The organism is Anaerostipes faecalis (genome assembly GCF_018982945.1).
In the GTDB taxonomy this organism is placed as follows: domain Bacteria; phylum Bacillota; class Clostridia; order Lachnospirales; family Lachnospiraceae; genus Anaerostipes; species Anaerostipes faecalis.
Genome location: NZ_JABRXE010000004.1, coordinates 206,184 through 232,061 on the forward strand (window position 1 = coordinate 206,184; position 25,878 = coordinate 232,061).

A 25,878-nucleotide genomic window follows, 5' to 3' on the forward strand; every position below is an offset into this window, starting at 1 on the left:
TATGGAACAATCAGCTTTGGTATTTAATATACAGAATTATTCACTACATGACGGTCCGGGTATTAGAACTATTGTGTTTTTAAAGGGATGCCCATTGCGATGTCGCTGGTGCTGTAATCCGGAATCTCAGGATGTGCGGGCTGAAATTTCTTATGTGGAACAGAAATGTATAGGGAAAACAGAGTGTACTTTTTGCCAGAATATTTGTGGAGAAAATGCAATTAAATTTGAAGCATCAGGGAAAGCTTTCATTGAACGAAGCAAATGCAGCAGATGTCTTGCCTGCGCCGGAGTTTGTCCATCTAAAGCAATAAAGGTGGAAGGAAAAGCAAAAAGCATATCATCCATTTTAAATCAGGTAAAAAGAGAGTCTGCTTTTTACCGTCATGGAAGTGGAGGATTGACAATTAGCGGTGGAGAACCTTTGATTCATAGAGACTGGCTGCTGTCGCTTTTAAAAGAAGCGAAAAGAAGAAGAATCCATACAGCAATAGAAACCTGTGGCTATGCAGATTACGGGGTTATGAAGGAAGCAGCAAAATATCTGGATGTGATTTTGTTTGATATCAAGTCAATAAATGAAGAAAAACATATCGAATATACAGGAAAGTCCAATCAAAAGATTCTGAAAAATTTTCAAAGATTATGTGAAGACTTTCCTGATTTGCAAAAATGGGTGAGGACCCCGGTAATTCCTGGGTTTAATGATACGTTGAAAGAATTAAACGAAATTCAGATTTTTTTAAAAGGTAAGACCAATGTTACTTATGAAATGCTTCCATATCATCGATTTGGAGAGGGAAAATATAAGATTCTTGGACGAAATTATGAAATGGGGAGTCAGATTCTTTCAGATGAAATGAAAAATTATATAGAAAATCAAAAGAAAATCGGAGGAAAAAATAATGTCAAATTTGAATAGAGAGTTAACCGTTGCTTACGATCAGAAATATAATCAGCATCCATGGCTTCCAGGAAATGTTGATGCGATTCCCATTGAGCGGGCAGAAGGAATTTATTTTTATGATTTTAATGGAAAAAAATATTTCGATATGTCTAGTCAGCTTTCTTGTGTAAACATTGGATATGGAAATAAAGATGTTATTGAAGCAATACAGAAACAGGTAGAAATTCTTCCATATATCGCACCTGCTTATGCATCTGCACCAAGATCTGAATTGGCGAAAATGCTGGTGGATCTGGCACCAGATAATATGAAAAAAGTATTTTTTACCTGTGGAGGATCTGATGCCAATGAAGCAGCAATTAATATGGCAAGAACAGTCACAGGAAGAAGTAAGATATTTTCCAGATATCGAAGTTATCATGGTTCAACGCTTGGTTCCGGAAATTTATCAGGGGATCCTAGAAGATTTTCGCTGGAAAATCCATCTGCCACCGGATTTATAAAATTTAAAGATCCATATGTATATAGAAGTACTGTGAAATTTGTAAATGATCAGGAAGCATCAGAATACTATCTTCAGAAAATAGAAGAACAGCTTGCCTATGAGGGACCGGAAAATGTTGCAGCCATTTTTGTGGAATCTATTACAGGAGCCAATGGAGTAATCATTCCTCCAGATGGATATCTGCAGGGACTGCGTAAGATTTGTGATAAGTATGAAATTCTTCTTGTTTGTGATGAAGTTATGGCCGGATTTGGAAGAACCGGAAAAATGTTTGCTTTTGAAAACTGGGATGTAAAGCCGGACATGATTACTTTTGCAAAAGGGGTTACAAGTTCTTATGTTCAGCTTGGAGGAGTAATTATTTCTGATAAAGTTGCCGAGTACTATAGTGATAAAGTTTTCCAGTATGGATTGACTTACAGCGGACACTCTCTTGCATGCGCAGCGGGCGTTGCCTGTGTAAATTACTATAAAAAAGCTAATCTTCTGGAAAATTCTAGAAAAGTTGGGAAAGTATTAGGAGAGATTCTGGAGGAAATAAAACAGAAACATGCCTGTGTTGGGGATGTACGCTATATAGGTCTGTTCGCAGCAGTAGAGTTTGTGAAGGATAAAGAGACGAAAGAACCATTGGTGCCTTATGCAGATAAATCAGGAACCATGGGCAAAATAGTAGGACTTTTAAAGGAACGTGGTTTTGCAACTTTTGGCAGAGAAAATAATATAAATATTGCTCCACCATTGATTATTACCGAAGAGGAACTTCGGACAGCAATGACGATTTTTGATGAAGTTCTGGATATTGTTGATAAAGAGTTTTTGTAGGAATCCATTCCTGCAGTAATAGTTTTTACTTGAAAAGATGGGAGAAAATATATGATGGTGAAAAGCAAAACTGGAGTATTAGAAACAGCCATAAGCTTTAGTGTTGTTGCAGTATTTCTAATTGCATGGTTTGCTGTTACTTCTGCAGGAATTGTATCGGAAACTTTGATACCAACTCCGCAAAGTGTATGGGAAAGTTGTGTAACAATTGTGAAAGAAGGGTATAAAGGTTCCACACTGCTGGAACATCTTGGAGCCAGTATGAGTCGTCTGATCAAAGCATATCTGATTGCGATTGTGACAGCGGTACCACTTGGCCTTCTCAGTGGATATAATTCTAAGATAAAGGCTTTAATTGAACCTATCGTGGAGTTTTACAGACCTCTGCCACCATTAGCATATTATACACTGTTGGTATTATGGATGGGTATTGGTGACGGTTCTAAAATTATGCTTTTGTTTCTTGCAGGATTTGCACCAATTTATATTGCATGTGTTTCTGGAGTAAATCGAATTAAAGAAGATTATATTTTAGGAGCTAAGACATTGGGGGCTGACAGTCGTCAGGTATTCTTTTTCGTAATATTCCCTGCGGTGCTTCCGGATATTTTTACAGGTCTGCGGACATCCCTTGGAGTGGAATACACAACATTGGTGGCAGCAGAAATGGTAGCAGCAGTTAGCGGAATTGGATGGTTAGTTTTGGATGCAAGTAATTATTTAAGAAGCGACATTATGTTTTTTGGAATTATCTTAATGGGAATTACCGGTATTTTGCTAGATCAGATTATTCGCTTATTAGAAAAAAGAATAATTCACTGGAAAGGAAAAAATTAAAGGGAGGGATATAAAATGAGAATAATTAGGAAGAAATGGATTGCAGGAGTATTGGCAGTTATGGTGATTACAACACTGGGATTTACCGGATGTGGTTCATCTAAAAAAGAAGAAAAATCTGCAAAGACAACAGAAATTAAGATTGGAACCATGGATCTGGTAAATGGAGATCTGGTAGCACGTGCAGAAAAATATTATGAAGAAGAGCTGGGAGTTGATGTAAAAATTGTAAATTTTGATTCAGGAAAAGACGTGAATACAGCGTTGGCGGCAGGAAGTATTGATGTATCGGAGCTTGGATCAAATCCAACGGCTTTGGGTATTTCTAACGGTTTAAAATATGATGTGATTTATATTGGAGATATTATTGGATCTGCCGAATCACTGGTTGTAAAAAACAGTGCAAATGTAAAATCAGTCAAAGATCTTAAAGGTAAAAAAATAGCAACACCGTTTGCCTCTACTGCACATTATAGTCTGTTAAACGCTTTGAAATTTGAAGGAGTAAAAGAAACAGATGTAAAACTGCTGGATATGGAACCAGATGATATTAATGCAGCATGGAGTCGCGGAGATATTGATGCAGCTTATGTGTGGTATCCGGTTTTAAACAATCTGTTAAAAGATGGAACCATTCTTACAGGAAGTGACAAGATTGCTAAAAAGGGAGCAGTTACAGCTGACTTGGTTGTAGCAAGACAGGATTTCGAGAAACAAAATCCAAAGCTGGTTACAAAATATGTGAAGGCTTTAAACAAAGCTAATGATCTGGATCAAAGTAATCCTGAAAAAGTGGTCAGTGATATTGCAGATGTATTAAAAATCAGTAAAGACGATGCAGAATTCCAGAGAAAAGGCTTTGAATGGATACAGGGAGAAGATCAGCTGAAAGAAGAATATCTAGGAGGAAATATTGCAAAAGTACTGAAGAACACAGCTGATTTTCTGGCAGAACAGGGAAGTATTAAAAAAGCACCAGACCTGCAGACATTTAAAGATCATGTGAATACAACTTATCTTGAAGAGGCACTGGGAAAATAGGAGGTTCTTATGGGAAAGAAAAAGGGAGATTGGAAGGAACAACTGTATGAACCTGCCAATGAACTACTAAGTGTTTCTGGAATTAATTTTCATGGAGAAGAACCAGAAGTTCCTGAAGAAGGCGGGGATCCTTTGATTCATGTGAAAAATGTAAATTTGGATTATTCTGCAGCCAATGGTCCTGTGAGAGCATTGGAAAATATTAATTTTAACATTTACAGGGGAGAATTTATTTGTGTATTAGGTCCCAGCGGCTGTGGAAAATCTACTTTGCTAAAAATTCTGGCAGGATTTATTCCACCATCTGGTGGTGAAGTGCGATTGGAAGGACAATTAATCCATGGAATTGACTGGCAACGAGGTGTTGTTTTTCAAAATCCTCCATTGTATGAATGGTATTCTGTAAGAGATAATGTCAGCTTCGGACCTAAGATGCGAAAAGTACCGAAAAAAGAATATGAAGCATTGACAGATACATACCTCAAAAAAGTTGGTCTGCAGGAATTTGCAGATAAAAAAGTATATGAGCTGTCAGGAGGAATGCGTCAGAGAGTGTCAATTGCCAGAGCACTGATTAATAATCCGGAAATTCTTCTTATGGATGAACCTTTTGGGGCACTGGATGCCTTTACAAGAGAAACCATGCAGGGATTGATTCGAAAAATCTGGTGGGATACTGGAAAAACGATATTTTTTATTACTCATGATGTAGAGGAAGCATTGTTGCTTGGAAGTAGGGTTTTAGTTTTAAGCAGACATCCAGGGAAAATTGTAGATGACGTACCGGTTCGGTTTTCTAGACAGATTGTAGAAGAAGGAATTGAAGATATACAGTTTACAGAAGATTTTTATAAATACAGAGAAAGACTTCTGAAGCTGATTCATAGTCAGCATGACAAATAAAATTGAAATTCTCTGTTGCAGCAGGAAAGGAGATAATATGAACTGGAAATATTCACAGCCGGTATCCAGTTACTTTGGAAATGGAGCATTGGGAGAATTATCTCAAAGAATAGCAGAAAGAGGCTATCAAAGAGGAGTGCTTATTACCACGACCCATTTTTTGAAAAATGGAACAGCTAAGAAGTTGTTATCAAATTCAGAAAATCATCTAATCAACAGTTTTACTGGATTTTCGCAAAATCCGGATGTATCAGAAGTTGATGGCTGTGCACAACTTTTAAGAAAAGAAAAAGCAGATTTTATTGTTGCACTGGGAGGCGGAAGTGTTATGGATGGGGCGAAAGCAGCTTCAGCCATGGCGTTAACCGGAAATTCTATCAAAACATACTATGGAAGCCAAATTCCAGTACCGGAAGAACATCTTCCGGTGATTGCGGTTCCAACTACAGCAGGAACAGGCAGTGAAGTAACGAGTGTGGCGGTTTTGACAAATCGAGAAAAGGGTACAAAAGCACCAATGTCATCCAATAGTTTTTATCCGGAATGTGCTGTGATTGATCCTAGACTTACCTGGTCAATGTCTCCGTATTTAACAGCGTGTACTGGAATTGATGTATTGTCTCATGCAATTGAAGGATATTGGAGCAAAGGACATCAGCCAATTTGTGATGCTTTGGCAATTCATGCAGCAAAACTTGTTTTTGAAAATCTGAGAGTTGCATATAAAGATGGGACCAATGTGACAGCAAGGGAGAAAATGTCAGAAGCATCCGTAATTGCCGGATTAGCATTTGGATTGCCTAAAACAACATCCTCCCATGCATGTTCATTTCCGTTGACGAATTTATATGGAATTCCCCACGGGGAAGCCTGTGGACTGACTTTAGATTTTTTTATTCAAATCAATGGGAAAAAAGATGTACGGACGCAGGAATTGTCAAAAATACTTGGATTTAAAAATAGTGAGGAAATGGCCATGGAAGTTAAAAATTTGAAAAAAGAGTTAGGACTTCGCATGGACTTAAAAGACAAAAATCTGACAAAAAAAGAGAAAAATCAATTGATTGCTTTAAGTCATTATCCTAATCTCTGCAATAATCCGGTAGAAATTACAGATAGAGTTTTAAGAAAACTATATGATTATCTGTGTGGTGAATGGCAATAAAGAGGAGTAGGATAAAAAAGTTAACAGAATGGTAAAGCAAGGAGTTGGAATATGAAATTTAATACACAATTGCTACATGGTGAAGGAAACCATGCAGGATATCATCAAGCCACGCTTCCACCAATATTTCAGTCGAATGCATTCGAACATTCATCAGCAGAAAAACTGGAAAAGATATTTCAGAACAAAGCACCAGGATTTTCTTATTCCAGGATTAATAATCCTACGGTAGATGCTTTTGAAAAAAGAGTGACAATTTTAGAGGGTGGAATTGGAAGTGTTGCCTGTTCTTCTGGCATGGCGGCTATTTTTAATGCCATTGTAAATATTTTGGAGACAGGAGACGAAATTTTGTCTTCTGCCAGTATTTTTGGAGGAACCATAGGTCTGTTTCAGGACTTACAGGCATTGGGCATAAAGATTACATACATAGAACATTTGTCCAAAGAAACAATTGATGCAAACGTAAATAAGCATACAAAAGTTATTTTTGGAGAAGTCATCGGAAATCCTAAATTGGATGTACTGAACATTAAAGAAGTTGCAGATGCAGCTCATGAACATGGAATTGTCTGTATCATAGATAATACGGTGACCACACCGTTTATCGTACAGCCATTATCTTTGGGAGCTGATATTGTAATTCAGTCTTCCAGTAAATATATCAATGGAAGCAGCAATTCCATTAGTGGAATTATTACTGATGGTGGAAAATTTGACTGGAATACAGATAAATATCCTCAGATGAAAGAATATAAAAAGATGGGGCCTTACGGATATATTGCAAAATTAAGAAATACCCTGTTTCGTAATACCGGAGCCTGTTTATCTCCAACCAATGCTTTTTTGAATTATATCGGTTTGGAAACTTTAGGAGTTAGAATGGAAAAAATCTGCAGCAATGCAGAAACATTGGTAGAATGGCTCAATCAAAATGAAAAAATTATAAAGGTACAGTATCCGGGCCTTCCGGATAATCCATGTTATGAAATTGCAAAACAGCAGTTCCGGAATGGATTTGGCGGCTTGATCACGATTCGGTTAGGAACCAAAGAAAAAGCATTTACTGTGTTTAATGCTTTGAAAATACCATTAAAAGTATCGAATATCGGGGATACAAAAACTTTAGTGATTCATCCTTCTTCTACGATTTATGCACACAGTACAGAAGAAGAAAGAATAAGTGCAGGAGTATATGATGATTTACTTCGAATCAGTGTAGGGCTTGAGGATGTGGATGATTTAATAGAAGATTTTGCACAGGCGTTAAACCAGATAGAAAAGGAGAATTAATATGGCAGTAGACTATGTAGCATTAAAAAAAGGCGGATTTATGCGCCAGAAACAAAAAAATCATTTTTCTTTGAGATTGAAAAGCACTGGTGGTCACGTGACAGCCAAACAGCTGGCAAAGATTGCAGAAGTTGCAGAAAAGTATGGAGAAGGATATATTCATCTAACTTCCAGGCAGGGAGTGGAAATACCTTTTATTAAACTGGATCAGATTGATGAAGTGAAAGAAGAACTGGCATTGGGAGATGTGACGCCAGGTGTTTGTGGACCAAGAGTTAGAACTGTTACAGCCTGTCAGGGACAGGAAATCTGTCCAAGCGGTTGTATTGATACATATACATTGGCAAAAGAACTGGATGAGAGATATTTTGGACGAGAACTTCCTCATAAATTCAAATTTGGTATCACAGGTTGTCAAAATAACTGTTTAAAAGCGGAAGAAAATGACCTTGGTGTAAAAGGTGGAATTAAAGTTGAGTGGAAAGAAGATGCCTGTATTCAGTGTGGAGTATGTGAAAAGGCATGCCGAACCAATGCTATTTCCATTGAAGATGGAAAAATCAAGGTAAATGACGATCTTTGTAACTTCTGTGGAAGATGCTCAAAATCATGTCCAACAGATGCATGGGAAGAGACTCATGGATATATAGTTTCCTTTGGAGGATTATTTGGAAACAGTATTAATAAGGGAGAAGCAGTAATTCCGTTTATTGAAGATCATGAAAAATTGCTGAAGGTCAGTGATGCAGCCATTGAATTTTTTGAAAATCATGCAAAACCAGGGGAGCGGTTTAAATTTACCATTGATCGGATTGGAAAAGAAAAATTCGAACAGGTGATAAAGGAGGCATATGAAAATGACTGATTTTAAAATAGATGACACAGTAGATATCACGGACGTTGTATGTCCAGTAACATTTGTAAAGGCAAAAGTTGCATTGGAAGAATTGGATGAAGGAGAGATTTTGTCTATTCACTTGAATGATGGAGAACCAGTCCAGAATGTACCAAGAAGTATTAAGGAAGAAGGACATAAGATCTTAAAACTTTTAAATAATGAAGATGGAACATACGATTTAATTGTTGAGAAAGTTGGTGAATAAAATGAGTGTGAAGCTTGGAAAAGACAATTTTGAGACCAATGTACTTAAGGAAGAAAAACCGGTTTTGGTTGATTTCTATTCTGACAGCTGCATACCATGTAAAAGACTTTCTCCGATTTTAGCAGATTTGGAAGATACTTATGGAGACAAGATTATCGTTGGAAAAGTGAATGTTTTATTTGAGCAGGAACTGGTAGAGAAATATGACATTATTAGTTCTCCAACAGTTTTACTTTTCAAACAGGGAGAAATAAAAGAAAAATTTGTTGGGAAAATCCAGAAAGATGATTTAGTTGAAATAATAGAAAAAAATATTTAGAAAGAGGAAATAAAAATGAAAATTGTAGTAGCAGGAGAATCAAAAGAAGTAGCAGAAACAACAACAGTAGAACAGTTAATTGTCCAGGAAAATGTTGAAACACCAGAGTATGTTACAGTATCAATTAACGATGAGTTCATTGACCGTGCAGATTTTGCTTCTCATGTTTTAAAAGAAGGGGATAATGTAGAATTTCTTTACTTCATGGGAGGTGGAAGATAGTGGCATTTACAAATGAACAGCTGGAACGCTATTCCAGACATATTATTTTAAAGGAGGTCGGAGCAAAAGGTCAGAAGAAGCTTCTGAATGCCAAAGTGCTGATTATCGGTGCTGGCGGTTTAGGAGCTCCGGCAGCTATGTATTTGGCGGCAGCTGGTGTTGGAACCATCGGTATTGCAGATGCAGACGAAGTGGATTTATCGAATCTGCAGCGTCAGATTATCCATGGAACCGACGACCTTGGAAAAGCAAAAGTACAATCTGCCAAAGAGACCATGAACCGGATCAATCCGGATGTTACAGTGAATACATATCGAACTTTTGTAACATCAGAAAATATTATGGATTTGATTGCTGATTATGATTTTATTATTGATGGAACGGATAATTTTCCGGCAAAATTTTTAATCAATGACGCCTGTGTTATGGCAAAAAAACCATTTTCACATGCAGGTATCATTCGCTTTCAGGGCCAGTTAATGACATATGTTCCTGGAGAAGGCCCATGTTATCGTTGTGTATTTCAGGATCCGCCTCCAAAAGATGCAGTGCCAACCTGTAAACAGGCTGGTGTCATTGGTGCCATGGGTGGAGTTATTGGAAGTCTTCAGGCAATGGAAGCAGTTAAATATATTCTTGGAGTTGGCGATTTGCTGACAGGATATCTTTTAACTTATGATGCACTGAAAATGGAATTTCGAAAAATAAAGTTACCGAAAGAAGTTAAGAATTGTAAAGTATGTGGAGAGCATCCAACAATTACAAAACTGATTGATTATGAAATTGCCCAGTGTGATGGAATATAGGAGCAGATATGAAAATAACAATAAAAAAAGCAGATTATGAGAAGCTGGTCGCATATGCCAGAGAGCATCTTCCAGAAGAAGCATGTGGATTGATCGCAGGACAGATTACAGAAGGTAAAAAGTCCATTGAAAAAGTTTATTTTCTTACAAACATCGACCATTCCAGAGAACATTTTTCACTGGATCCTAAGGAACAGCTGACAGCAATCAAGGATATGCGCAGTCTTGGAATTGTACCCCTTGGAAACTGGCATTCTCATCCGGAATCTCCTTCCAGACCATCACAGGAAGACAAAAGGCTTGCTTACGACAGCAGTGCCAGTTATTTGATTTTATCTTTGATGGAGAAAGAGCCTGTATTGAATTCTTTCCATATTCAGGGAGAAATTACGGAGAAAGAAGAAGTTAGTATTATATAAATATAGCTGATGAAAACAAGAGTCGCTGGTTCATAGATGAATATTTATCTATGAGCCAGCGGCTTTTATTTCATATGAGGAAAGATACGGTTACACATAGGTATGAAATCTGCTATAATGGAGGAAACTTTTATTTGATAACGTGATAACGACTGGGAGGGAATCATTCATGAAGAAATTATCAAAGATTATTGTTGGTATCCTGGTAGTTACTTGTATTGCAGAAGGATTTTTCCTGTATCGAGCTTATGCGATACCAAGTGACACTTTAAAAACGGCACAGAAAATCAATAAGATTGAAAAAACCATTGAAAAATATTACAAAGGAAAGATTAATAAAGAACAATTAGAAGATTATACTTACAAAGGACTGGTCGCAGGACTTGAAGATCCTTATTCTGATTATTATTCCAAAGAAGATTTTGAGGATTTGATGGAAAGTACCAATGGGGTTTATTCTGGTGTGGGAATTTATATGACACAGAATCTTACAAGTGGAATCATTACGGTTGTGAAGACTATCAAAGGAAGTCCTTCTGATGGAAGTGGATTGAAAAAAGGTGACATTTTAACGAAAGTAGATGACCATGATGTAACAGCGGATGAGGAATTAAGTGAAGTCGTGGACCGGATCAAAGGAAAAGAAGGAACGGAAGTTACTCTTTATTTTCTTCGTGGAAGCAAAACCATGAAATATACTTTTACAAGAAAATCCATCGAGACTCCAACAGTTGAAACAAGGATGCTTGACAATGGAATAGGATATCTGTCCATTTCAGAGTTCGATGAAGTAACAGTGAAACAGTTTGAAGATGGAATGAAGAAGCTGAAAAAAAAGGGAATGAAATCTCTGATTATTGACCTGAGAGATAATCCAGGCGGATTGCTGAATGCAGTTGTGGATATTGCAGATGATCTGCTTCCGAAAGGAAAGATTGTCTATACAGAAGATAAAAACGGGAAGAAAAAAACATATAATGCTGAGGATGACGATCAGCTAAATATGCCACTGTGTCTGCTGGTAAATGAAAATAGTGCCAGTGCATCAGAAATTCTGGCTGGAGCAATCAAGGATCATAATGCAGGGACTCTGGTTGGAGAGAAAACCTTTGGAAAAGGAATTGTGCAGGGATTCTTTGATCTGGGGGATGATTCATATGTTAAACTGACATATTCATCTTACTATACCCCTGCTGGACATAATATCCATAAAAAAGGAATTCAGCCAAATGTTTCAGTGAAGGATAACGAGAAAACCAAACAGGATGAACAGCTTCAAAAGGCTGTAGATATTTTGAGTAAAAAGTAGGAGGAAAAAAGCGATGAATCAGGAGTGGAAAAAAGAAATACCGGAATTTAAAGAAAAGACATTACAATTTTACAATGGAGAAATGAAAAAGGCCGATTATAAAGGTTTTTCCGGTAAATTTGGAAGTTATGCACAAAAAGATGGAAAATCAAGTATGCTTAGGCTTCGTATGGCAGGCGGACGACTGACAAAAACAAAATTAAAGTTTATTGCAGAAAAGATAGAAAAACATCAGGTGAATAAGGCTCATCTGACAACATGTCAGACAGTGCAGCTGCATAATCTTCAGCCGGAAGCTATTTTTGATATTATGGAAGATGCATTGGACGTAGGAATTGTTACCATGGGAGGTGGTGGAGATTTTCCACGAAATACAATGGTATCCCCTTTATCAGGTGTTGAAAAAGGAGAATATTTTGATGTTCTGCCATATGCGGAGGCTACAGCAGATTATCTGCTTGGATTTATCAATGCAGAAAAAATGCCAAGAAAATTGAAAGTATGTTTTTCCAGCAGCCCTTCTAATGTACCACATGCCACATTCCGTGATCTGGGGTTTGTAGCTCGTCCGGATGGTAAATTTGATGTATATAGTGCCGGAGGACTGGGAAATAATCCTAGATTTGGATTAAAAGTAGCAGAGGCGATTGATCCTGAGAAAGTTCTTTATTATGTTTGCGCCATGAGAAATACTTTTATTTCATATGGAAATTACGAGCAGAGAGGAAAAGCACGTACAAGATATATGCAGGAAACACTTGGTGAAGAAGGTTATATTAAAGCTTATCAGGAAAAACTGGAAGAAGTTTTTGCATCAGGAGAGAATCTTGATCTGAATGTTTCTCCACAGATTATAGAGAAAAAAGGTGATGGAACCACTGCAGAAGGCAGAAGAATTATTTCCCAGAAGCAGGATGGTTTATATGCAGTAAAATATCATCCGATCGGAGGATGCCCTGCTCCTGAAAAATTTGCACAGCTTTATGATGTAATAAAGGATATAGAGGAAGCTGAAATTCGATTAAGCCCTGATGAAAGCATGTACATCATTAATCTTACAGGTCAGGAAGCTGATAAAGTACTGGAAGCAACAGAGGATGGAGCCAAAACAGTATTTGAAACTTCTGTTTCCTGTATCGGAGCATCTATCTGTCAGGTAGGATTGAGAGATTCTCAGGCTTTGCTTCATAAGGTAATTGAGGAAGTCAGAAAAGCAGGATTAAAAGATGGAGCTTTGCCACAGATTCATATTTCAGGATGTCCTTCTTCTTGTGGAACCCATCAGACAGGAGCTATAGGTTTCCACGGTGCGGTAAAAGTCATCGATAAAATAGCAAATCCTGCATTTACTTTGCATGTAAATGGATGTGATCTGCAGGGGCAGGAGAAAATGGGAGAACAGATTGGTGTCATTTTGGAAAAAGATATTCCGGCATTCCTGGTAGAATTGGGACAGACGGTGGAAACAGCTGGGATGACATATGACCAGTGGATGAAAGACCATGCAGAAAGTCTAAAGGAGATTGCAGAGAAATATATCGTAAAATAGAGTTAAAATAAGGCTGTCATAAGTGCAAGGTAAGAACCTTGCATTTATGATAACTCTATTTCATACTAAATAAGTAGAAATAATATGAATAAAAATGGTATCAAGTGAACTTATTGTGAATCTGTCTGAAGTGAGATATAATATGCAAAAGAAAAGCAGAAAGGAGTATTATGTCATATTTTCCAATGTTTATTGATCTAGGGGGCAGAAAATGTCTGGTCATCGGTGGAGGAAAAGTTGCCAGCCGGAAAATACGGGTATTAAAAGATTTTGGTGCGGATGTTTTTGTTGTGGCACCTGATATTATAGATGAGATAAAAGAAATTCCCCATATTCAATGGGAGGAAAAGGAATTTCAGGAAAAAGATCTGGAGGCAGCCACACTGGCAGTTGCAGCTACGGGAGATTCCAATCTGAATCATAAGATCAGTATTTTGTGTCAGAATATGAATATTCCGGTAAATGCTGTTGACCAGATTGAGGATTGTGATTTTATTTTTCCATCCTATGTAAAATGCGGAGAGGTAACAGGAGCTTTCACCAGTGGAGGACAAAGTCCTGTCATAACCCAGTATTTAAAACAGCAGACACAGACATACCTGACAGAATTTATTGGAGAACTTGCAGAAAGCCTTGGAGATATTCGACCAGTGGTTAAAAAAAGAACAAAATCAGAAGGTCAGCGTAAGAAAATCTATCAGGAAATCCTGCAGAAAGGACTGGAAGAAGTCCGGTTGTTGAAAATGGAAGAAATTGATAAAATCATAGAAAAATATAGTCAGGAATCAGAGGAGGAAACATGGACAGAACAAGGAGACTAAGAAAAAATGCCATTATCCGTAAAATGGTAAGGGAAGAACATGTCAGGGTAGATGAATTGATTTATCCGATTTTTGTTATAGAAGGAGAAAATATTTGTGAACCGGTGGAATCTATGCCAGGAATTAATCAGTATTCCATGGATCGGATTGGAGAGGAACTGGATCGTGTTGTAGAAGCAGGAATTCCGGCAATTCTTATATTCGGGATTCCGGCGCATAAAGATGAAGTAGGAAGTGGCGCCTATGATGAACATGGAATTGTTCAGGAAGCCATTCGATACATAAAAAAAGAATATACTCAGTTGCTGGTTATTGCAGATGTCTGTCTGTGTGAATACACATCTCATGGGCACTGTGGGCTGATTAAAGATGGTGAGATTTTAAATGATGAGACATTGCCATTACTGGCTAAAACGGCTGTCAGCTATGCAAAGGCCGGAGCAGATATGATTGCACCAAGTGATATGATGGATAAACGTGTAGAGACAATTCGAAATGCTTTGGATCAGGCTGGTCTCATAAATACACCGATTATGTCCTATAGTGCCAAGTTTGCATCTGCATATTATGGACCGTTTCGAGATGCTGCTCATTCTGCTCCAGGATTTGGAGACAGAAAAACATATCAGATGGATCCGGCAAATGGACAGGAGGCTCTCAGGGAAGTTGAGGAGGATATTCTGGAAGGTGCAGATATGATTATTGCAAAACCGGCCATGGCTTATATGGATATTATTAAGGAAATTTCACTGAATTATAATATTCCTGTTGTTGCCTATAATGTCAGCGGAGAGTATGCAATGGTCAAAGCAGCTGCTGCCAATGGATGGATTGATGAAAAGAAAATCGTCATGGAAAATTTAACAGGAATGAAACGTGCGGGAGCAAAAATGATTATTACTTATCATGCACTGGATGCAGCCAGATGGATCAGGGAAGAGGAATTATAATGGAAACAAAATCAAGAGAATTATTTGAACGTGCTAGAAAACATATGCCAGGAGGGGTTAACAGCCCTGTCAGAGCCTTTGGTGCTGTTGGCGGGACTCCTAGATTTATTGCATCTGCCAGCAAAGACAGAGTGGTGGATGTGGATGGAAATGAATATATCGACTATGTATGTTCATGGGGACCTGGAATTCTGGGACATGCACATCCTCGTGTTATCGAAAAAGTTCAGGAAGCCTGTGAAAAAGGGCTGACATTTGGAGCCCCTACAGAAAGAGAAGTAATCCTTGCAGAAATGATTTCTGAATTAATGCCATCTATGGAAGTCAGCCGTCTGGTCAATTCAGGAACAGAAGCGGTCATGAGTGCTATTCGTGCAGCCAGAGGATATACAAAAAGAGATAAAATTATCAAATTTAAAGGATGTTATCATGGTCATTCCGATGGACTTTTAGTAAAAGCAGGATCAGCAGCATTAACAACATCAGTACCGGACAGTGCAGGTGTTCCTGCAGATTATACGAAAAATACTCTGGTGGCAGCCTATAATGATCGCAGATCTGTAGAAGAATTGTTTGAAGCAAATCCAGAAGAAATTGCGGCTGTTATTGTAGAACCAGTGGCAGCAAATATGGGAGTGGTACTTCCGGAAGATGGGTTTTTACAGTTTTTAAGAGATATAACAGAAAAATATGGATCATTGCTGATATTTGATGAGGTCATTACAGGATTTCGTCTGGCTTTAGGCGGTGCCCAGGAATATTATCAGGTAACTCCTGATTTAACAACTTTAGGAAAGATTGTCGGTGGTGGAATGCCGATGGGCGCCTATGGTGGAAAACGGGAAATTATGCGGATGGTGTCTCCAGATGGTCCGGTATATCAGGCAGGAACTTTATCCGGAAATCCGGTAGCAACGGCAGCAGGAATTGAGACATTGAAGATTTTAAAAGAAGATCCAGCTATTTATCAGCGGCTGGAGATTAAGACAAAAAAACTTGCTCAGGCAGTAAAAGAAGCAGCAGGAGACAAAGTTTATGTAAATCAGATCGGTTCTCTCATGAGTGTTTTCTTTACTTCCAGAGAAGTGAAGAATTATGAAGATGCAGTTTCTTCTGATACTGAAAAATATGCAAGATATTTTCAGGATATGCTTGAAAGAGGAATTTATCTTGCACCAGCACAATTTGAGGCAATGTTTGTTTCAGATGCTCATACTGAAGATGATATTGAAAAAACATGTCATATGATGAAGGAAAGTTTATGCAGTTTGGATTTATAGGAATCAATTATGAAAAAGCAGATTTAAATATTCGTGATAAGGTTGCTTTTACCGATCAAAAAAAAATAGATTTTCTCAAACAGGCAGATCAGGCAGGAATTGAACAGTGTATGGTGCTGTCCACCTGTAATCGCAGTGAAGTGTATTATTTCTATGAAGAAGATGCCCAGATAGAAGTGATCGGTCATTTATATCAGGAAATGTTTCCGGATATTGATCTGACTGAATATATGATGACTAAAACTGGGGAGTCTGCGGTACATTATTTAATGAGGATCGCAGCAGGACTGGAATCTATGGTGCTGGGAGAAGATCAAATCCTTGGACAGGTAAAAGATGCATTGGATTTTTCCAGGACCATGGGAAGCTGCGGGAAACAGCTCAATAAGGTGGTTCGGGATGCAGTGACCTGTGCAAAGAAAATTAAAACACAGCTAAAAATCAGTGAAAAACCTTTGTCAGTCAGCTATATAGGAATTCAGAAAGTGAAAGAAACCTGTGGAATTCAAGGGAAAAATGTTTTAGTGATAGGAAGTGGAAAAACAGCAGTTCTTGCTTTACGGTATTTGAAGGAGTATCAGGCAGGAAAAGTCTGGATTTGCAGCAGAACATTGTCTCATGCAGCAAAAGTACAGGAAGAATTTCCTGAAATACAGGTTTGTGAATATAAGGAACGGTATCGGGTTATGAAATTTTGTGATATCGTGATTTCGGCAACGTCTTCTCCACATTTGGTTATTCGTCAGGAGGAAGTTCAATCAGAGAATTCTTTAGTATTTCTGGATCTGGCAGCTCCAAGAGACATTGATGTTCGTTTGGCAGATATACCGAAAGTGATACTTTTTAATCTGGACACATTAAAAAATATTTCCATGGAAAATCAAAAAGAACGGGAGCGTCTTGTAGAAGAGAGCAAAGATATGATTTATCAGGCATGCAGGGAAACTATGGAATGGCTGTCAGTCAGTCGTATGGATGAAACTATTGAATCCCTGCAGCAGAGATGCAGTGAAATTGTGGAGGATAGTTACGGATATCTGTCCAGAAAGATAGATTTAAGTAAGAGGGAACAAAAAATTCTAAAAAAAGTGCTTAATGCTTCTTTGCAGAGATTGTTGAAAGAGCCGATTCAGGAATTAAAGCATTTGGATACAAAAGAAGAACAAGACCAGTATAAAGAAATCGTGCAGAAACTGTTTCAGATATAGGAGGATAAAATATGCACTATAAAATCGGTTCCCGCGGGTCTAAATTAGCATTGATTCAAACAGAGTATGTATGTGAAAAATTAAGAAAAGCATATCCAGAGCATACGTTTGAAATTGTGATTGTAAAGACAAAGGGAGATAAGATTCAGAACCGGCCGTTAAATAAAATTGGTGGAAAAGGTTTATTTGTAAAAGAAATTGAAGAAAAAATCTTAAATGGAGAACTTCATATGGGAGTCCACAGCATGAAGGATATGCCGGCAGAACCTGCCGATGGTCTGGTATTTACCAGACCTTGGAAACGTGAAGATCCAAGGGATGTATTGATTTTGCGGGAAAAAAATTCTCTGGAAGAATTATCAGAAGGAGCTGTCATCGGGACTGGAAGCAAACGGCGTGCATATCAGTTAAAAAAACTTCGTCCGGATCTGCGTATTGTAGATATTCGAGGAAATGTGGATACCCGTCTTCGTAAAATGGAAGAGCAGAAGATGGATGGAATTGTACTGGCAGCAGCAGGGCTAAAACGTTTGGAGATGGAAAATCGAATTACCCAGTATTTGTCACCATCACAGATGATCTCTGCACCGGCACAAGGTGTTCTGGCATTGGAGGTCAGGGAAAATGACAGTCAGTTGATTGAAATGCTGGATGCATTTTGTGATGAGGAGATGGAACTGGCAGTCAGAGCAGAACGTGCTTTTTTGAAACGAATGGGTGGCGGCTGTCATATGCCTGTAGGTGCAATCTGTCAGAAAAAAAATGATGAAACGTTCCATATGGAAGTAATGTTTGGTGATGAGCAGGGACAGAAATTGTCTTTTGCAGCGGTAGACGGTGTCAATCCGGAAGAAATGGCAAAGGAAGCAGAACAAAAGATCCGCCATCAAATGGCAGGAACGGTTACTTTGGCAGGAGCAGGACCTGGAGATCCTGGGCTTTTGACTCTCAAAGGGAAAGAAGCTATTGGGAAAGCAGATTGTATTATTTATGACCGTCTTGCAGCACCGGAATTGTTAAACTATGCAAAAGAAGATTGTGAAATGATTTATGCAGGAAAAGAAAATCATCATCATACTCTGAAACAGGAAGAAATTAATCAACTTTTAGCTGAAAAGGCCATGGAATATAAAAATGTCGTCCGTTTAAAAGGTGGAGATGTCTATGTGTTCGGCCGGGGTGGAGAAGAAGGATTATATTTAAAAGAACATGGGATACCATTTCGTGTGATCCCAGGAATCAGTTCAGCTATTGCAGGTCCGGCTTATGCGGGGATCCCAGTGACCCATCGAGGACTGGCTTCCGGATTTCATGTGGTAACTGCACATAACCGGAGAGATGAGCTGGCAGAGATTGATTTTGAGGCAATGGCAAGGTCAAAGGATACTTGTATATTTCTAATGGGATTATCAAAAGTACGTGAAATTGCACAACGCCTGATGGAAGAGGGAATGCCATCAGAAACTAAAACTGCGGTGATTTCCAAAGCCACAATGCCAGAACAAAGGGTATGCAGCAGTGATTTAGGACATATAGCAGAGGAAGTGGAGAAAGCAAAACTGCCATCGCCTGCCATTATTATTGTTGGGGATGTTGTTAGTTTAAGAGATTCGTTAAATGTGATGGAAAATTCCCTGAAAAAAGTCTGTGTGGTTCCTAAAATCGGAAAAGAAACTTCTAAGCTAACCAGAATTCTTCGAAAAAAGGGAGTAAAGGTTCGGGAGATTCAAGTGGGAGAAATTCAAATCAAAGAATGTCCAATGAGCCAAGAACAGTTACAGCAGGTGCAATGGCTGATCTTTACAAGCCGGAATGGAATTTGTGGATTTTTTGAAAATCTGTTTTCTTCTGGCTTGGACGCAAGAAGTCTGTCTGGGATCAAAGTCGCCGTCATTGGTGAGAAAACCAATGAATATTTGAAACAATATGGCGTCTGTGCAGATCTAATTCCAAAGAAATTTAATGAAGAAGGTTTGCTTAGAGAACTTCAAAATCAGATAAAATCAACGGATACCGTCTGGTATTCTGGCGGAATGGCCGGTGGGGAGAAAATAAGAGAAACCCTTGGGGAAATATGTGGTTTTCAGGAACTATGTGTTTATGAAAATCGTACCGTCAACTTATCTGAGATTGATATGGAAGAAGATGCAAATATATTATTCACCTGTGCTTCTTCTGCTGAGCGATTGTTAAGTGCTATGAATCCGGAAGATGTAAAAAGGTGGAAAGAAAAGGGCATTGCTTATTCCATCGGATCTAAGACCAGTAAAAAACTTAAGGAGCTGGGAGTGGAACAGATTGTGGAAACACCACAGTCTACTTATGAAGCATTGGCAGAGATGTTTTTTAAAAAGTAAAAAATGAGCCAGAGAGCAGGCAGTGAAATGAAAATGATACATTTTGCTGCCTGATTCCATATTTTAAAGAACAACATATAATATAGTGTAATAAGAGATCTGAAAGGATGAATATGGAAGATTTTTTTCAACAATCAATGGAGTTACATCTCTTCTTTGCAAGAATCATGAAAGAACATGCCTTGTTTCTCCAGACAGGATTTCAAATGATAAATAAAGAACAGATTCGAAAAGCTAACTGGTTTCGAAATCAATTTGAGGATTTATTAAGGGATGTAGTGAAAGTTTCCGATGGTATGGTTTGTGACAGAATCTTAAAATCAGGAGAAATCATTACAGAGTTTACCTTTCTGGCTGAACGGAAAACCAGTCAGTTAACAGGAGTGCCAATTGATAGCAGGATTACCAGACAAGAGAGAAAAATCATTGGGAAAGCTCATCAAGGATGCAGTGAGAGACAAAGGAACAGAAAAGCCAGTCAGATTAATCAAAGAGCACTGAACCTGTTAAATGGTCTGATCGCATTTAAGGAACAATTATATGTCCAAGTAACCCGATGTGGATTATTTACTGCCAATTATCCTTTGTTAATACAGCATATTACACGAGAAGCTAAATTATACCGTTCTTTTGTAAGGATGCTGGAAAGGAAGGGAAGAATCTGTCGGGAGGATATGTGTAAAACAGAGTTGTTCTGGAATCAGATCATGATGGAGCATGCACTTTTTATCCGTGGCTTATTGGATCCAACCGAAGAAAAATTAATTGATACTGCCGATCAGTTTGCAAAAGAATATTGTCATCTTTTAGAAGAAGCAGAGAAAAAGAATTGTGAAATAATAAAAGAAAACGTGGGAAAGACCATTGAAATAACAGAAAAATATCGGGATTTTAAAGAAGCAGGAACAAAAGGTATTACAGAATGTCAGATTCAGTCTGTTATCCTGCCGTTACTGGCTGATCATGTACTTCGAGAAGCAAATCATTATCTGAGACTGTTGAAGGAAAAAAGCGAGGATGACTTATGGACCTGTGCAGATATCCGGTAAAACAGACAGTCCGTACCTTTCAGATTGAAGCTATAGAAATCCCGATTGTTTATAATAAGTACGGAGATTATGATCCCAATGGTCTGATTTATGTATTGGAGAAGGATGCAAAAGAAGTAAAAAACAAAGCACTGGAAAAATTCCATCAGAAAATCCCGCAGCCCTGTGATCTCGTAAAACCGTTGGTAATCCGGGCAAATCTGGGAGATGAAATTATTGTTGAATTTCATCATTCCTTAAAGAGAAAATTATCCATTCATGTGCAGGGACTTTTGTATGATGTGAAGACATCGGATGGTACGGCAGCAGGAAGAAATCCTGACAGTACCACGGGAGACAAGATAATTTATCACTGGTATGCACAGAAAGAAGGAGTCTATCTGTTTTCAGATATGGGGGATACCAGAAGCAGTGAAGAAGGTACCAATGTTCATGGCCTATTTGGAGCTGTTATTGTAGAAGCACCAGAGTCTACATGGAAAGATCCGGAAACCGGGGAAGAACTGGAAAGTGGATTATTTGCAGATATATATCATCCGGTGAATCCTGCTTTTAGGGAGTATGCGGTATTTTTTCATGATGAACTGGAAATCGGGAACAAGGATGGCCGGCAGCCTGTAGATCCTCATACAGGATTACCATCCGCCACTACAGGAATCAGTTATCGTTCAGAGCCAATGAGAAACCGAATGCCATTGACGGAAGAACATGCAGATACCGGGGAAGACATATCCATGAGTTCGTGGGTGTACGGAGATCCGGCACCGCCAATTTTGAAAGCTTATGTGGGAGATCCTTCTAAAATCCGTCTGATTCATGGGGGAATTAAAGAAACACATGTATTTCATCTTCATAATCATCAATGGAGAAAAATTGCAGGAGATATTCGCTCTACAATTATAGATTCCATTTCCATCAGTCCTCAGGAGTGCTACACTCTGGAAATTCTTCACGGGGCGGGAAGTCTTAATGGAATGATAGGAGATGCAATTTTCCATTGTCATCTGTACCCTCATTTTCATGAAGGAATGTGGACATTATGGAGAATATATGATCGGCTGCAGGATGGGACTGGAAAACTGCCAGATGGAACGTTGATTCCACCACTGATACCGTTGAAAGACCGGCCGAAACCGCCTAAAAAAGATCAGTTGCATCCAGGATATCCAAATTTTATCAATGGAACATTTGGAGAGCGACCGTTACAGCCACCACTGGGAATTCTGACAGAAGAAGGGGAAAATAAAATTGATCCGACACCTTTAGAGAAGGCTAATTTTGTTGAAGGTTTCGAAAGAGGAGCTTTATATACAGATACATGTCCGTGTCATACAGATAGATGTGACTGTGAATCTGCAAAAGATGTGAAATTATTTGAGATTGCTGCTGTTCAGGCAAAAGTTGTTTATAACCGCTATGGATGGAATGATCCGCAGGGAAGATTTTTTGTCTTAAAAGAGGAGCTGGAACGTCACGGTGGGCTGGATGCATATATAGATAAGGTGGAAAAAGGGAAAATATGTGTAGAACCGTTGGTAATCCGCGCAAATGCAGGCGATTGTATTGAAATAAGGTTTACCAATCTTCTGCCGGAATATATAGAAGAAAGTCCTTTTCAGTTAAAAACTTTGACTGACATTGTGGGATACCATATTCACCTTGTGAAATTTGATACCATTGTATCAGATGGAGCTGCAAACGGATGGAATAATATTGCTGGAGCAAGAAAATATGAAACATTGGTGGAACGGTTTTTTGCTAATACAGAATTAAATACGGTATTTTTCCATGACCATTTATTTGCCAATTCTCACCAACATCATGGAATGTTTGGAGCATTGATCGTTGAAGAAGCAGGTGCAACGTTCCATCATATTCGTACAGGGAAACCTTTATCTTTCGGAACGAAAGCAGTCATAAAACGAAGAGACGGAACATCCTTCCGGGAATATGCTTTGTTTGTGCATGATTTTGCACTTTTGTTTGATAAGGACGGAAATCCGTTGAATCCACCAGAAGTACCGGGATCTCATGATGATCCGGGAGTTATGGGAATTAACTATCGTTCAGAGCCTATGAGGGAACGTCTTAACGGAAAAGAAGACCCGGCCTATCTTTTTAGTTCCTTTGTTCATGGGGATCCGGCAACGCCAATTCTGGAAGCATATCCCGGAGATGAAATGATCATACGTCTGTTGGACGGTGCCCATGAAGAACAACATGCCTTTAACATTGCTGGTATGTCATGGAGAAAGGAGATTGGCAATGCTGCTTCTCCGTATACGGCATCTCAAACCCTGGGAATTTCAGAAGTTTTTAATCTGCATATTGATAAACATTATGGATGTGGAGATTATCTATACTATTTTGGAGGCATTGATGATGCGTGGCTGGGATTATGGGGAATCATACGTGTTTATGACAGGAAAAAGAAACGATTGAAGCCATTGTGTAAAGGAAAGGGACAGATTTTACCATTGCCGCCATGTCCGGAAAAAGGTGCTGTTATACGAAAATATGAAGTTGCGGCGATCAGCCGTAATATTGAATACAATCGCTATGGAGATCATGATCCCAATGGTCTGATGTTTGTACCAGTGGAAGATATGGATATGATTTTATCGGGAAAGACAGCCCCTAAACCGTTAATTATCCGGGCCAATGCAGGAGATTGGATTGAAATTATCCTCCACAATGAACTGAAAGAGCAAATTCCTTATTTTGATTATCCAAGTGTGCCTTTGGATAAAAAATACAGGCCATCCATGAGAGTTTCTTTGAATCCTCAGTTTCTGCAATATGATGTGGTGTGTGATTCTGGAATCAATGTAGGATATAATAACCGGGAGCAGACGGTAGGTCCGGGAGAAAGCAAAAAATATCTTTGGCATGCAGATAAAGAATACGGCTCCTGTATCATACAGTCTTTTGGAGATATGAGAAATCACCGGTATCATGGATTGTTTGGAGCGATTATCATTGAACCTCCGGCATCAAAATGGTATCAGAGTTTTACAAAATTAAATGGAGTTCATGAAGAACAGGCAGTCATAACTGCCCCAGGGGTTGGTAGTTTTCGGGAATTTGTCGTTTTTGTTCAAAATGGAATCCGCCTGTTAGATGAAGATGGAAATTTGATTCAGACGGCAAAAGGAGAAGACGGAGAAGGTGTTGATCATGAAGATACCGGGGAAAAAGGATATAATTATCGTTCTGAGCGATTTGAGAACCGGCTGGAACGAGACCCGAGAATATCTAAAGTGTTCAGCAGTAAAATCCATGGGGATCCGGCAACGCCTGTTTATAAGGCATATACAGGAGAACGTGTTGTATTCCGAACCATGATGCCGGCAGATAAACCTAGAAATACAGGTTTTGCTGTTCATGGACATATGTGGAGGGAACAGCCGGAGAATCCTTATTCCAGAGTGATTCCTTTACAGGGAGCAGTCAGTATTGGAAATAAATTTGACATGGAACTGGAAAATGGTGCTGCCTGTCCTGGAGATTACCTTTATCGGTCCGGCAGTCTCAAATGGGATGTGGAATCCGGTATGTGGGGAATCTTCAGGGTTCTTAGACAGGGATTTGGATGTAAATGTAAAAATTTATGCAGACGGGTTATCGGACGATTTAGTGGAGAATAAAAAAAGCCGGTCATTATTTGACCGGCAACCACATTTAAAGCTGCAATTCTATAATCTCTTTGATATTAAAAAATTCTTTTTCATATTTTGGATGAAATGAACGCAGTTCATCTATAATGTATTGTTTTGGAAAATGCTGCAGATATTGCTGTTCTTTATAAATGGCATCTATATACTGTTCAATCAGATCAATCCCGGTAAGATTCATATCCACTCCAAATACAGGATAGTCCATGGTGATAATATGTTCCATCGGTGCAAACTGTACATCATAGTACATAAAAAATCCGGGAAGAGCTTTTTCTACGGTATCACGGTAATTTATATTGCCGTAATCACAGAAAAATGTCATCAGAGTATTGTATTTCTTTTGTGTATTCTTTACTTTTTCTATTACAGCCTTATAGCCTAGTTCATATGCTGATTTTGCCGATGGAATATATGAAGAAACCAATGCTTTGCTTTTTTGATTAAGAAAGTGTGCAATGCAATACTGCACGGATTCCATTAATATTTTAGCTCTTTCATAAGTAATAGAACTACTCTCTTTTGATGTATATCTTTCAGCCAGCTCTGCCACCAATGGAATTAAGTCCTCCATTGTATAAAAATCTGTTACATCGGTTTTATTTTTCATTATCAGAATATCTCCCTATAAATTTATGTGTCTTAGCACGAATATCTCTGGCAAATCGTTCCATACAGGTGCTTTCTAAATACTCAAGAGATCCCTGGCATTCTCCATCAAAAGCCTCTCTCATGTAAGAAAGTAATTCATCATCTGTTAGTTCATCCATAGACTCATTTTTGTATAAATAGAAAATTTCCTGTAAGGCTGCGACTGTTTCTGCATAATTCTCCTGAAAAATAAAATCAGAATCGCAAAATGCAAATATAAGATTTTCAAGAATTCCTTTACCGAATTCCACTCGCTGCTGTTTGATTAAACATTCTTGTCGTTCCACGATCAGTTCAGAAATTTCAGCATCTGTTAATTGTAATCCAAACTGCCTGGTGTATTCATTTGTCTTTTGTAATACTTCCAGTTGCTTTTTACTCTCAAAAGCTATCATAAAATTATCTTCCATAACAAAGCCTCCACTGCCATGTAGTTAGGAGATTATACTGTGTAATTCAGCCTATGACCAGTCTTGAAAAATTTGTGATTTTGTGGTAATATAAACACATAAAGCAAGAGAAAATTTTGAGTATTTCATGATTTTCTCTTGCTTTTTATTGGTGACTTTAGTCTGTTGAGTGCTGGAGTGTTCTTCAGAAGGAGAATGCTCCGGCACGAAATAATAAACCACCAGCTCTGCTGGTGGAGCACGATTTTGGCTTTAGCCGTATATAAAAAACCTCC

General features: G+C 38.4%; 24 protein-coding genes. 22 read left to right on the forward strand and 2 right to left on the reverse strand.

Annotated elements, in window-relative coordinates; genetic code table 11:
• Position 1 precedes the first annotated feature (1 nt).
• The 22 genes from KTB61_RS06685 to KTB61_RS06790 all read left to right on the forward strand — a co-directional run bounded on the left by KTB61_RS06685 (position 2) and on the right by KTB61_RS06790 (position 24,515).
• Positions 2-922, forward strand: a complete 921-nt coding sequence (locus KTB61_RS06685) for a glycyl-radical enzyme activating protein (protein WP_216697065.1) — start codon at positions 2-4, stop codon at positions 920-922.
• Positions 906-2,237 carry an aminotransferase class III-fold pyridoxal phosphate-dependent enzyme gene (locus KTB61_RS06690; RefSeq protein ID WP_216697066.1) on the forward strand — a complete coding sequence of 444 codons (1,332 nt, stop codon included), beginning with the start codon at positions 906-908 and terminating at the stop codon, positions 2,235-2,237. Before KTB61_RS06685 ends, KTB61_RS06690 begins: the two co-directional genes overlap by 17 nt.
• Before the next feature lie 51 nt (positions 2,238-2,288).
• Positions 2,289-3,074, forward strand: a complete 786-nt coding sequence (locus KTB61_RS06695; RefSeq protein WP_216697067.1) for an ABC transporter permease — start codon at positions 2,289-2,291, stop codon at positions 3,072-3,074.
• A 15-nt stretch (positions 3,075-3,089) separates the two neighbouring features.
• On the forward strand, positions 3,090-4,115 hold the full coding sequence (locus KTB61_RS06700; RefSeq protein WP_216697068.1) for a taurine ABC transporter substrate-binding protein: 1,026 nt from the start codon (positions 3,090-3,092) through the stop codon (positions 4,113-4,115).
• Between the two features lie 9 nt (positions 4,116-4,124).
• Entirely contained in the window at positions 4,125-5,018 is an 894-nt protein-coding gene (locus tag KTB61_RS06705; RefSeq protein ID WP_083638426.1) for an ABC transporter ATP-binding protein, read from the forward strand.
• Between the two features lie 37 nt (positions 5,019-5,055).
• Positions 5,056-6,183: an iron-containing alcohol dehydrogenase family protein gene (locus tag KTB61_RS06710; protein WP_216697069.1), complete on the forward strand. Its 1,128-nt coding sequence runs from the start codon at positions 5,056-5,058 to the stop codon at positions 6,181-6,183.
• A 51-nt stretch (positions 6,184-6,234) separates the two neighbouring features.
• Positions 6,235-7,476, forward strand: coding sequence for an O-acetylhomoserine aminocarboxypropyltransferase/cysteine synthase family protein (locus KTB61_RS06715; RefSeq protein ID WP_216697070.1), 1,242 nt, complete (start codon positions 6,235-6,237; stop codon positions 7,474-7,476).
• A 1-nt stretch (position 7,477) separates the two neighbouring features.
• Positions 7,478-8,341: a 4Fe-4S binding protein gene (locus KTB61_RS06720; protein WP_216697071.1), complete on the forward strand. Its 864-nt coding sequence runs from the start codon at positions 7,478-7,480 to the stop codon at positions 8,339-8,341.
• The gene (locus tag KTB61_RS06725) at positions 8,334-8,579 is read left to right on the forward strand and encodes a sulfurtransferase TusA family protein (RefSeq protein WP_075760188.1); all 246 of its coding nucleotides are present in this window, start codon (positions 8,334-8,336) and stop codon (positions 8,577-8,579) included. Before KTB61_RS06720 ends, KTB61_RS06725 begins: the two co-directional genes overlap by 8 nt.
• Before the next feature lies 1 nt (position 8,580).
• The gene (locus KTB61_RS06730; protein WP_075760189.1) at positions 8,581-8,898 is read left to right on the forward strand and encodes a thioredoxin family protein; all 318 of its coding nucleotides are present in this window, start codon (positions 8,581-8,583) and stop codon (positions 8,896-8,898) included.
• Between the two features lie 15 nt (positions 8,899-8,913).
• Positions 8,914-9,120 carry a sulfur carrier protein ThiS gene (gene thiS / locus KTB61_RS06735; protein ID WP_216697072.1) on the forward strand — a complete coding sequence of 69 codons (207 nt, stop codon included), beginning with the start codon at positions 8,914-8,916 and terminating at the stop codon, positions 9,118-9,120.
• The gene (locus KTB61_RS06740) at positions 9,120-9,926 is read left to right on the forward strand and encodes a HesA/MoeB/ThiF family protein (protein WP_216697073.1); all 807 of its coding nucleotides are present in this window, start codon (positions 9,120-9,122) and stop codon (positions 9,924-9,926) included. Before thiS ends, KTB61_RS06740 begins: the two co-directional genes overlap by 1 nt.
• Before the next feature lie 8 nt (positions 9,927-9,934).
• Entirely contained in the window at positions 9,935-10,345 is a 411-nt protein-coding gene (locus tag KTB61_RS06745; RefSeq protein ID WP_216697074.1) for a M67 family metallopeptidase, read from the forward strand.
• A gap of 169 nt (positions 10,346-10,514) precedes the next feature.
• Positions 10,515-11,654, forward strand: a complete 1,140-nt coding sequence (locus KTB61_RS06750) for a S41 family peptidase (RefSeq protein ID WP_216697075.1) — start codon at positions 10,515-10,517, stop codon at positions 11,652-11,654.
• Positions 11,655-11,667: 13 nt separating this feature from the next.
• Positions 11,668-13,203 (forward strand): nitrite/sulfite reductase, encoded by a 1,536-nt coding sequence (locus KTB61_RS06755; protein WP_216697076.1) that lies wholly within the window; start codon positions 11,668-11,670, stop codon positions 13,201-13,203.
• A 170-nt stretch (positions 13,204-13,373) separates the two neighbouring features.
• Positions 13,374-14,024 (forward strand): precorrin-2 dehydrogenase/sirohydrochlorin ferrochelatase family protein, encoded by a 651-nt coding sequence (locus KTB61_RS06760; RefSeq protein ID WP_216697077.1) that lies wholly within the window; start codon positions 13,374-13,376, stop codon positions 14,022-14,024.
• Positions 14,003-14,974 carry a porphobilinogen synthase gene (gene hemB / locus KTB61_RS06765; protein WP_216697078.1) on the forward strand — a complete coding sequence of 324 codons (972 nt, stop codon included), beginning with the start codon at positions 14,003-14,005 and terminating at the stop codon, positions 14,972-14,974. Before KTB61_RS06760 ends, hemB begins: the two co-directional genes overlap by 22 nt.
• On the forward strand, positions 14,950-16,254 hold the full coding sequence (hemL, locus tag KTB61_RS06770; protein WP_230973645.1) for a glutamate-1-semialdehyde 2,1-aminomutase: 1,305 nt from the start codon (positions 14,950-14,952) through the stop codon (positions 16,252-16,254). The genes hemB and hemL overlap by 25 nt, the downstream gene beginning before the upstream one ends.
• Complete coding sequence (gene hemA / locus KTB61_RS06775) at positions 16,212-17,462, forward strand: glutamyl-tRNA reductase (protein ID WP_230973646.1); 1,251 nt, start codon at positions 16,212-16,214, stop codon at positions 17,460-17,462. The genes hemL and hemA overlap by 43 nt, the downstream gene beginning before the upstream one ends.
• Before the next feature lie 11 nt (positions 17,463-17,473).
• Entirely contained in the window at positions 17,474-19,819 is a 2,346-nt protein-coding gene (hemC, locus tag KTB61_RS06780; protein WP_216697079.1) for a hydroxymethylbilane synthase, read from the forward strand.
• 137 nt (positions 19,820-19,956) lie between these two features.
• Entirely contained in the window at positions 19,957-20,868 is a 912-nt protein-coding gene (locus tag KTB61_RS06785) for a DUF2935 domain-containing protein (RefSeq protein WP_230973647.1), read from the forward strand.
• Entirely contained in the window at positions 20,844-24,515 is a 3,672-nt protein-coding gene (locus KTB61_RS06790) for a multicopper oxidase domain-containing protein (protein ID WP_216697081.1), read from the forward strand. Before KTB61_RS06785 ends, KTB61_RS06790 begins: the two co-directional genes overlap by 25 nt.
• Positions 24,516-24,549: 34 nt before the next feature.
• On the opposite strand, the gene KTB61_RS06795 is transcribed toward KTB61_RS06790, so the two are convergent.
• Both KTB61_RS06795 and KTB61_RS06800 read right to left on the reverse strand, forming a co-directional pair.
• The gene (locus KTB61_RS06795; protein ID WP_075760201.1) at positions 24,550-25,152 is read right to left on the reverse strand and encodes a DUF6179 domain-containing protein; all 603 of its coding nucleotides are present in this window, start codon (positions 25,150-25,152) and stop codon (positions 24,550-24,552) included.
• Entirely contained in the window at positions 25,142-25,603 is a 462-nt protein-coding gene (locus tag KTB61_RS06800; protein WP_216697082.1) for a DUF6323 family protein, read from the reverse strand. The genes KTB61_RS06795 and KTB61_RS06800 overlap by 11 nt, the downstream gene beginning before the upstream one ends.
• Positions 25,604-25,878 lie beyond the last annotated feature (275 nt).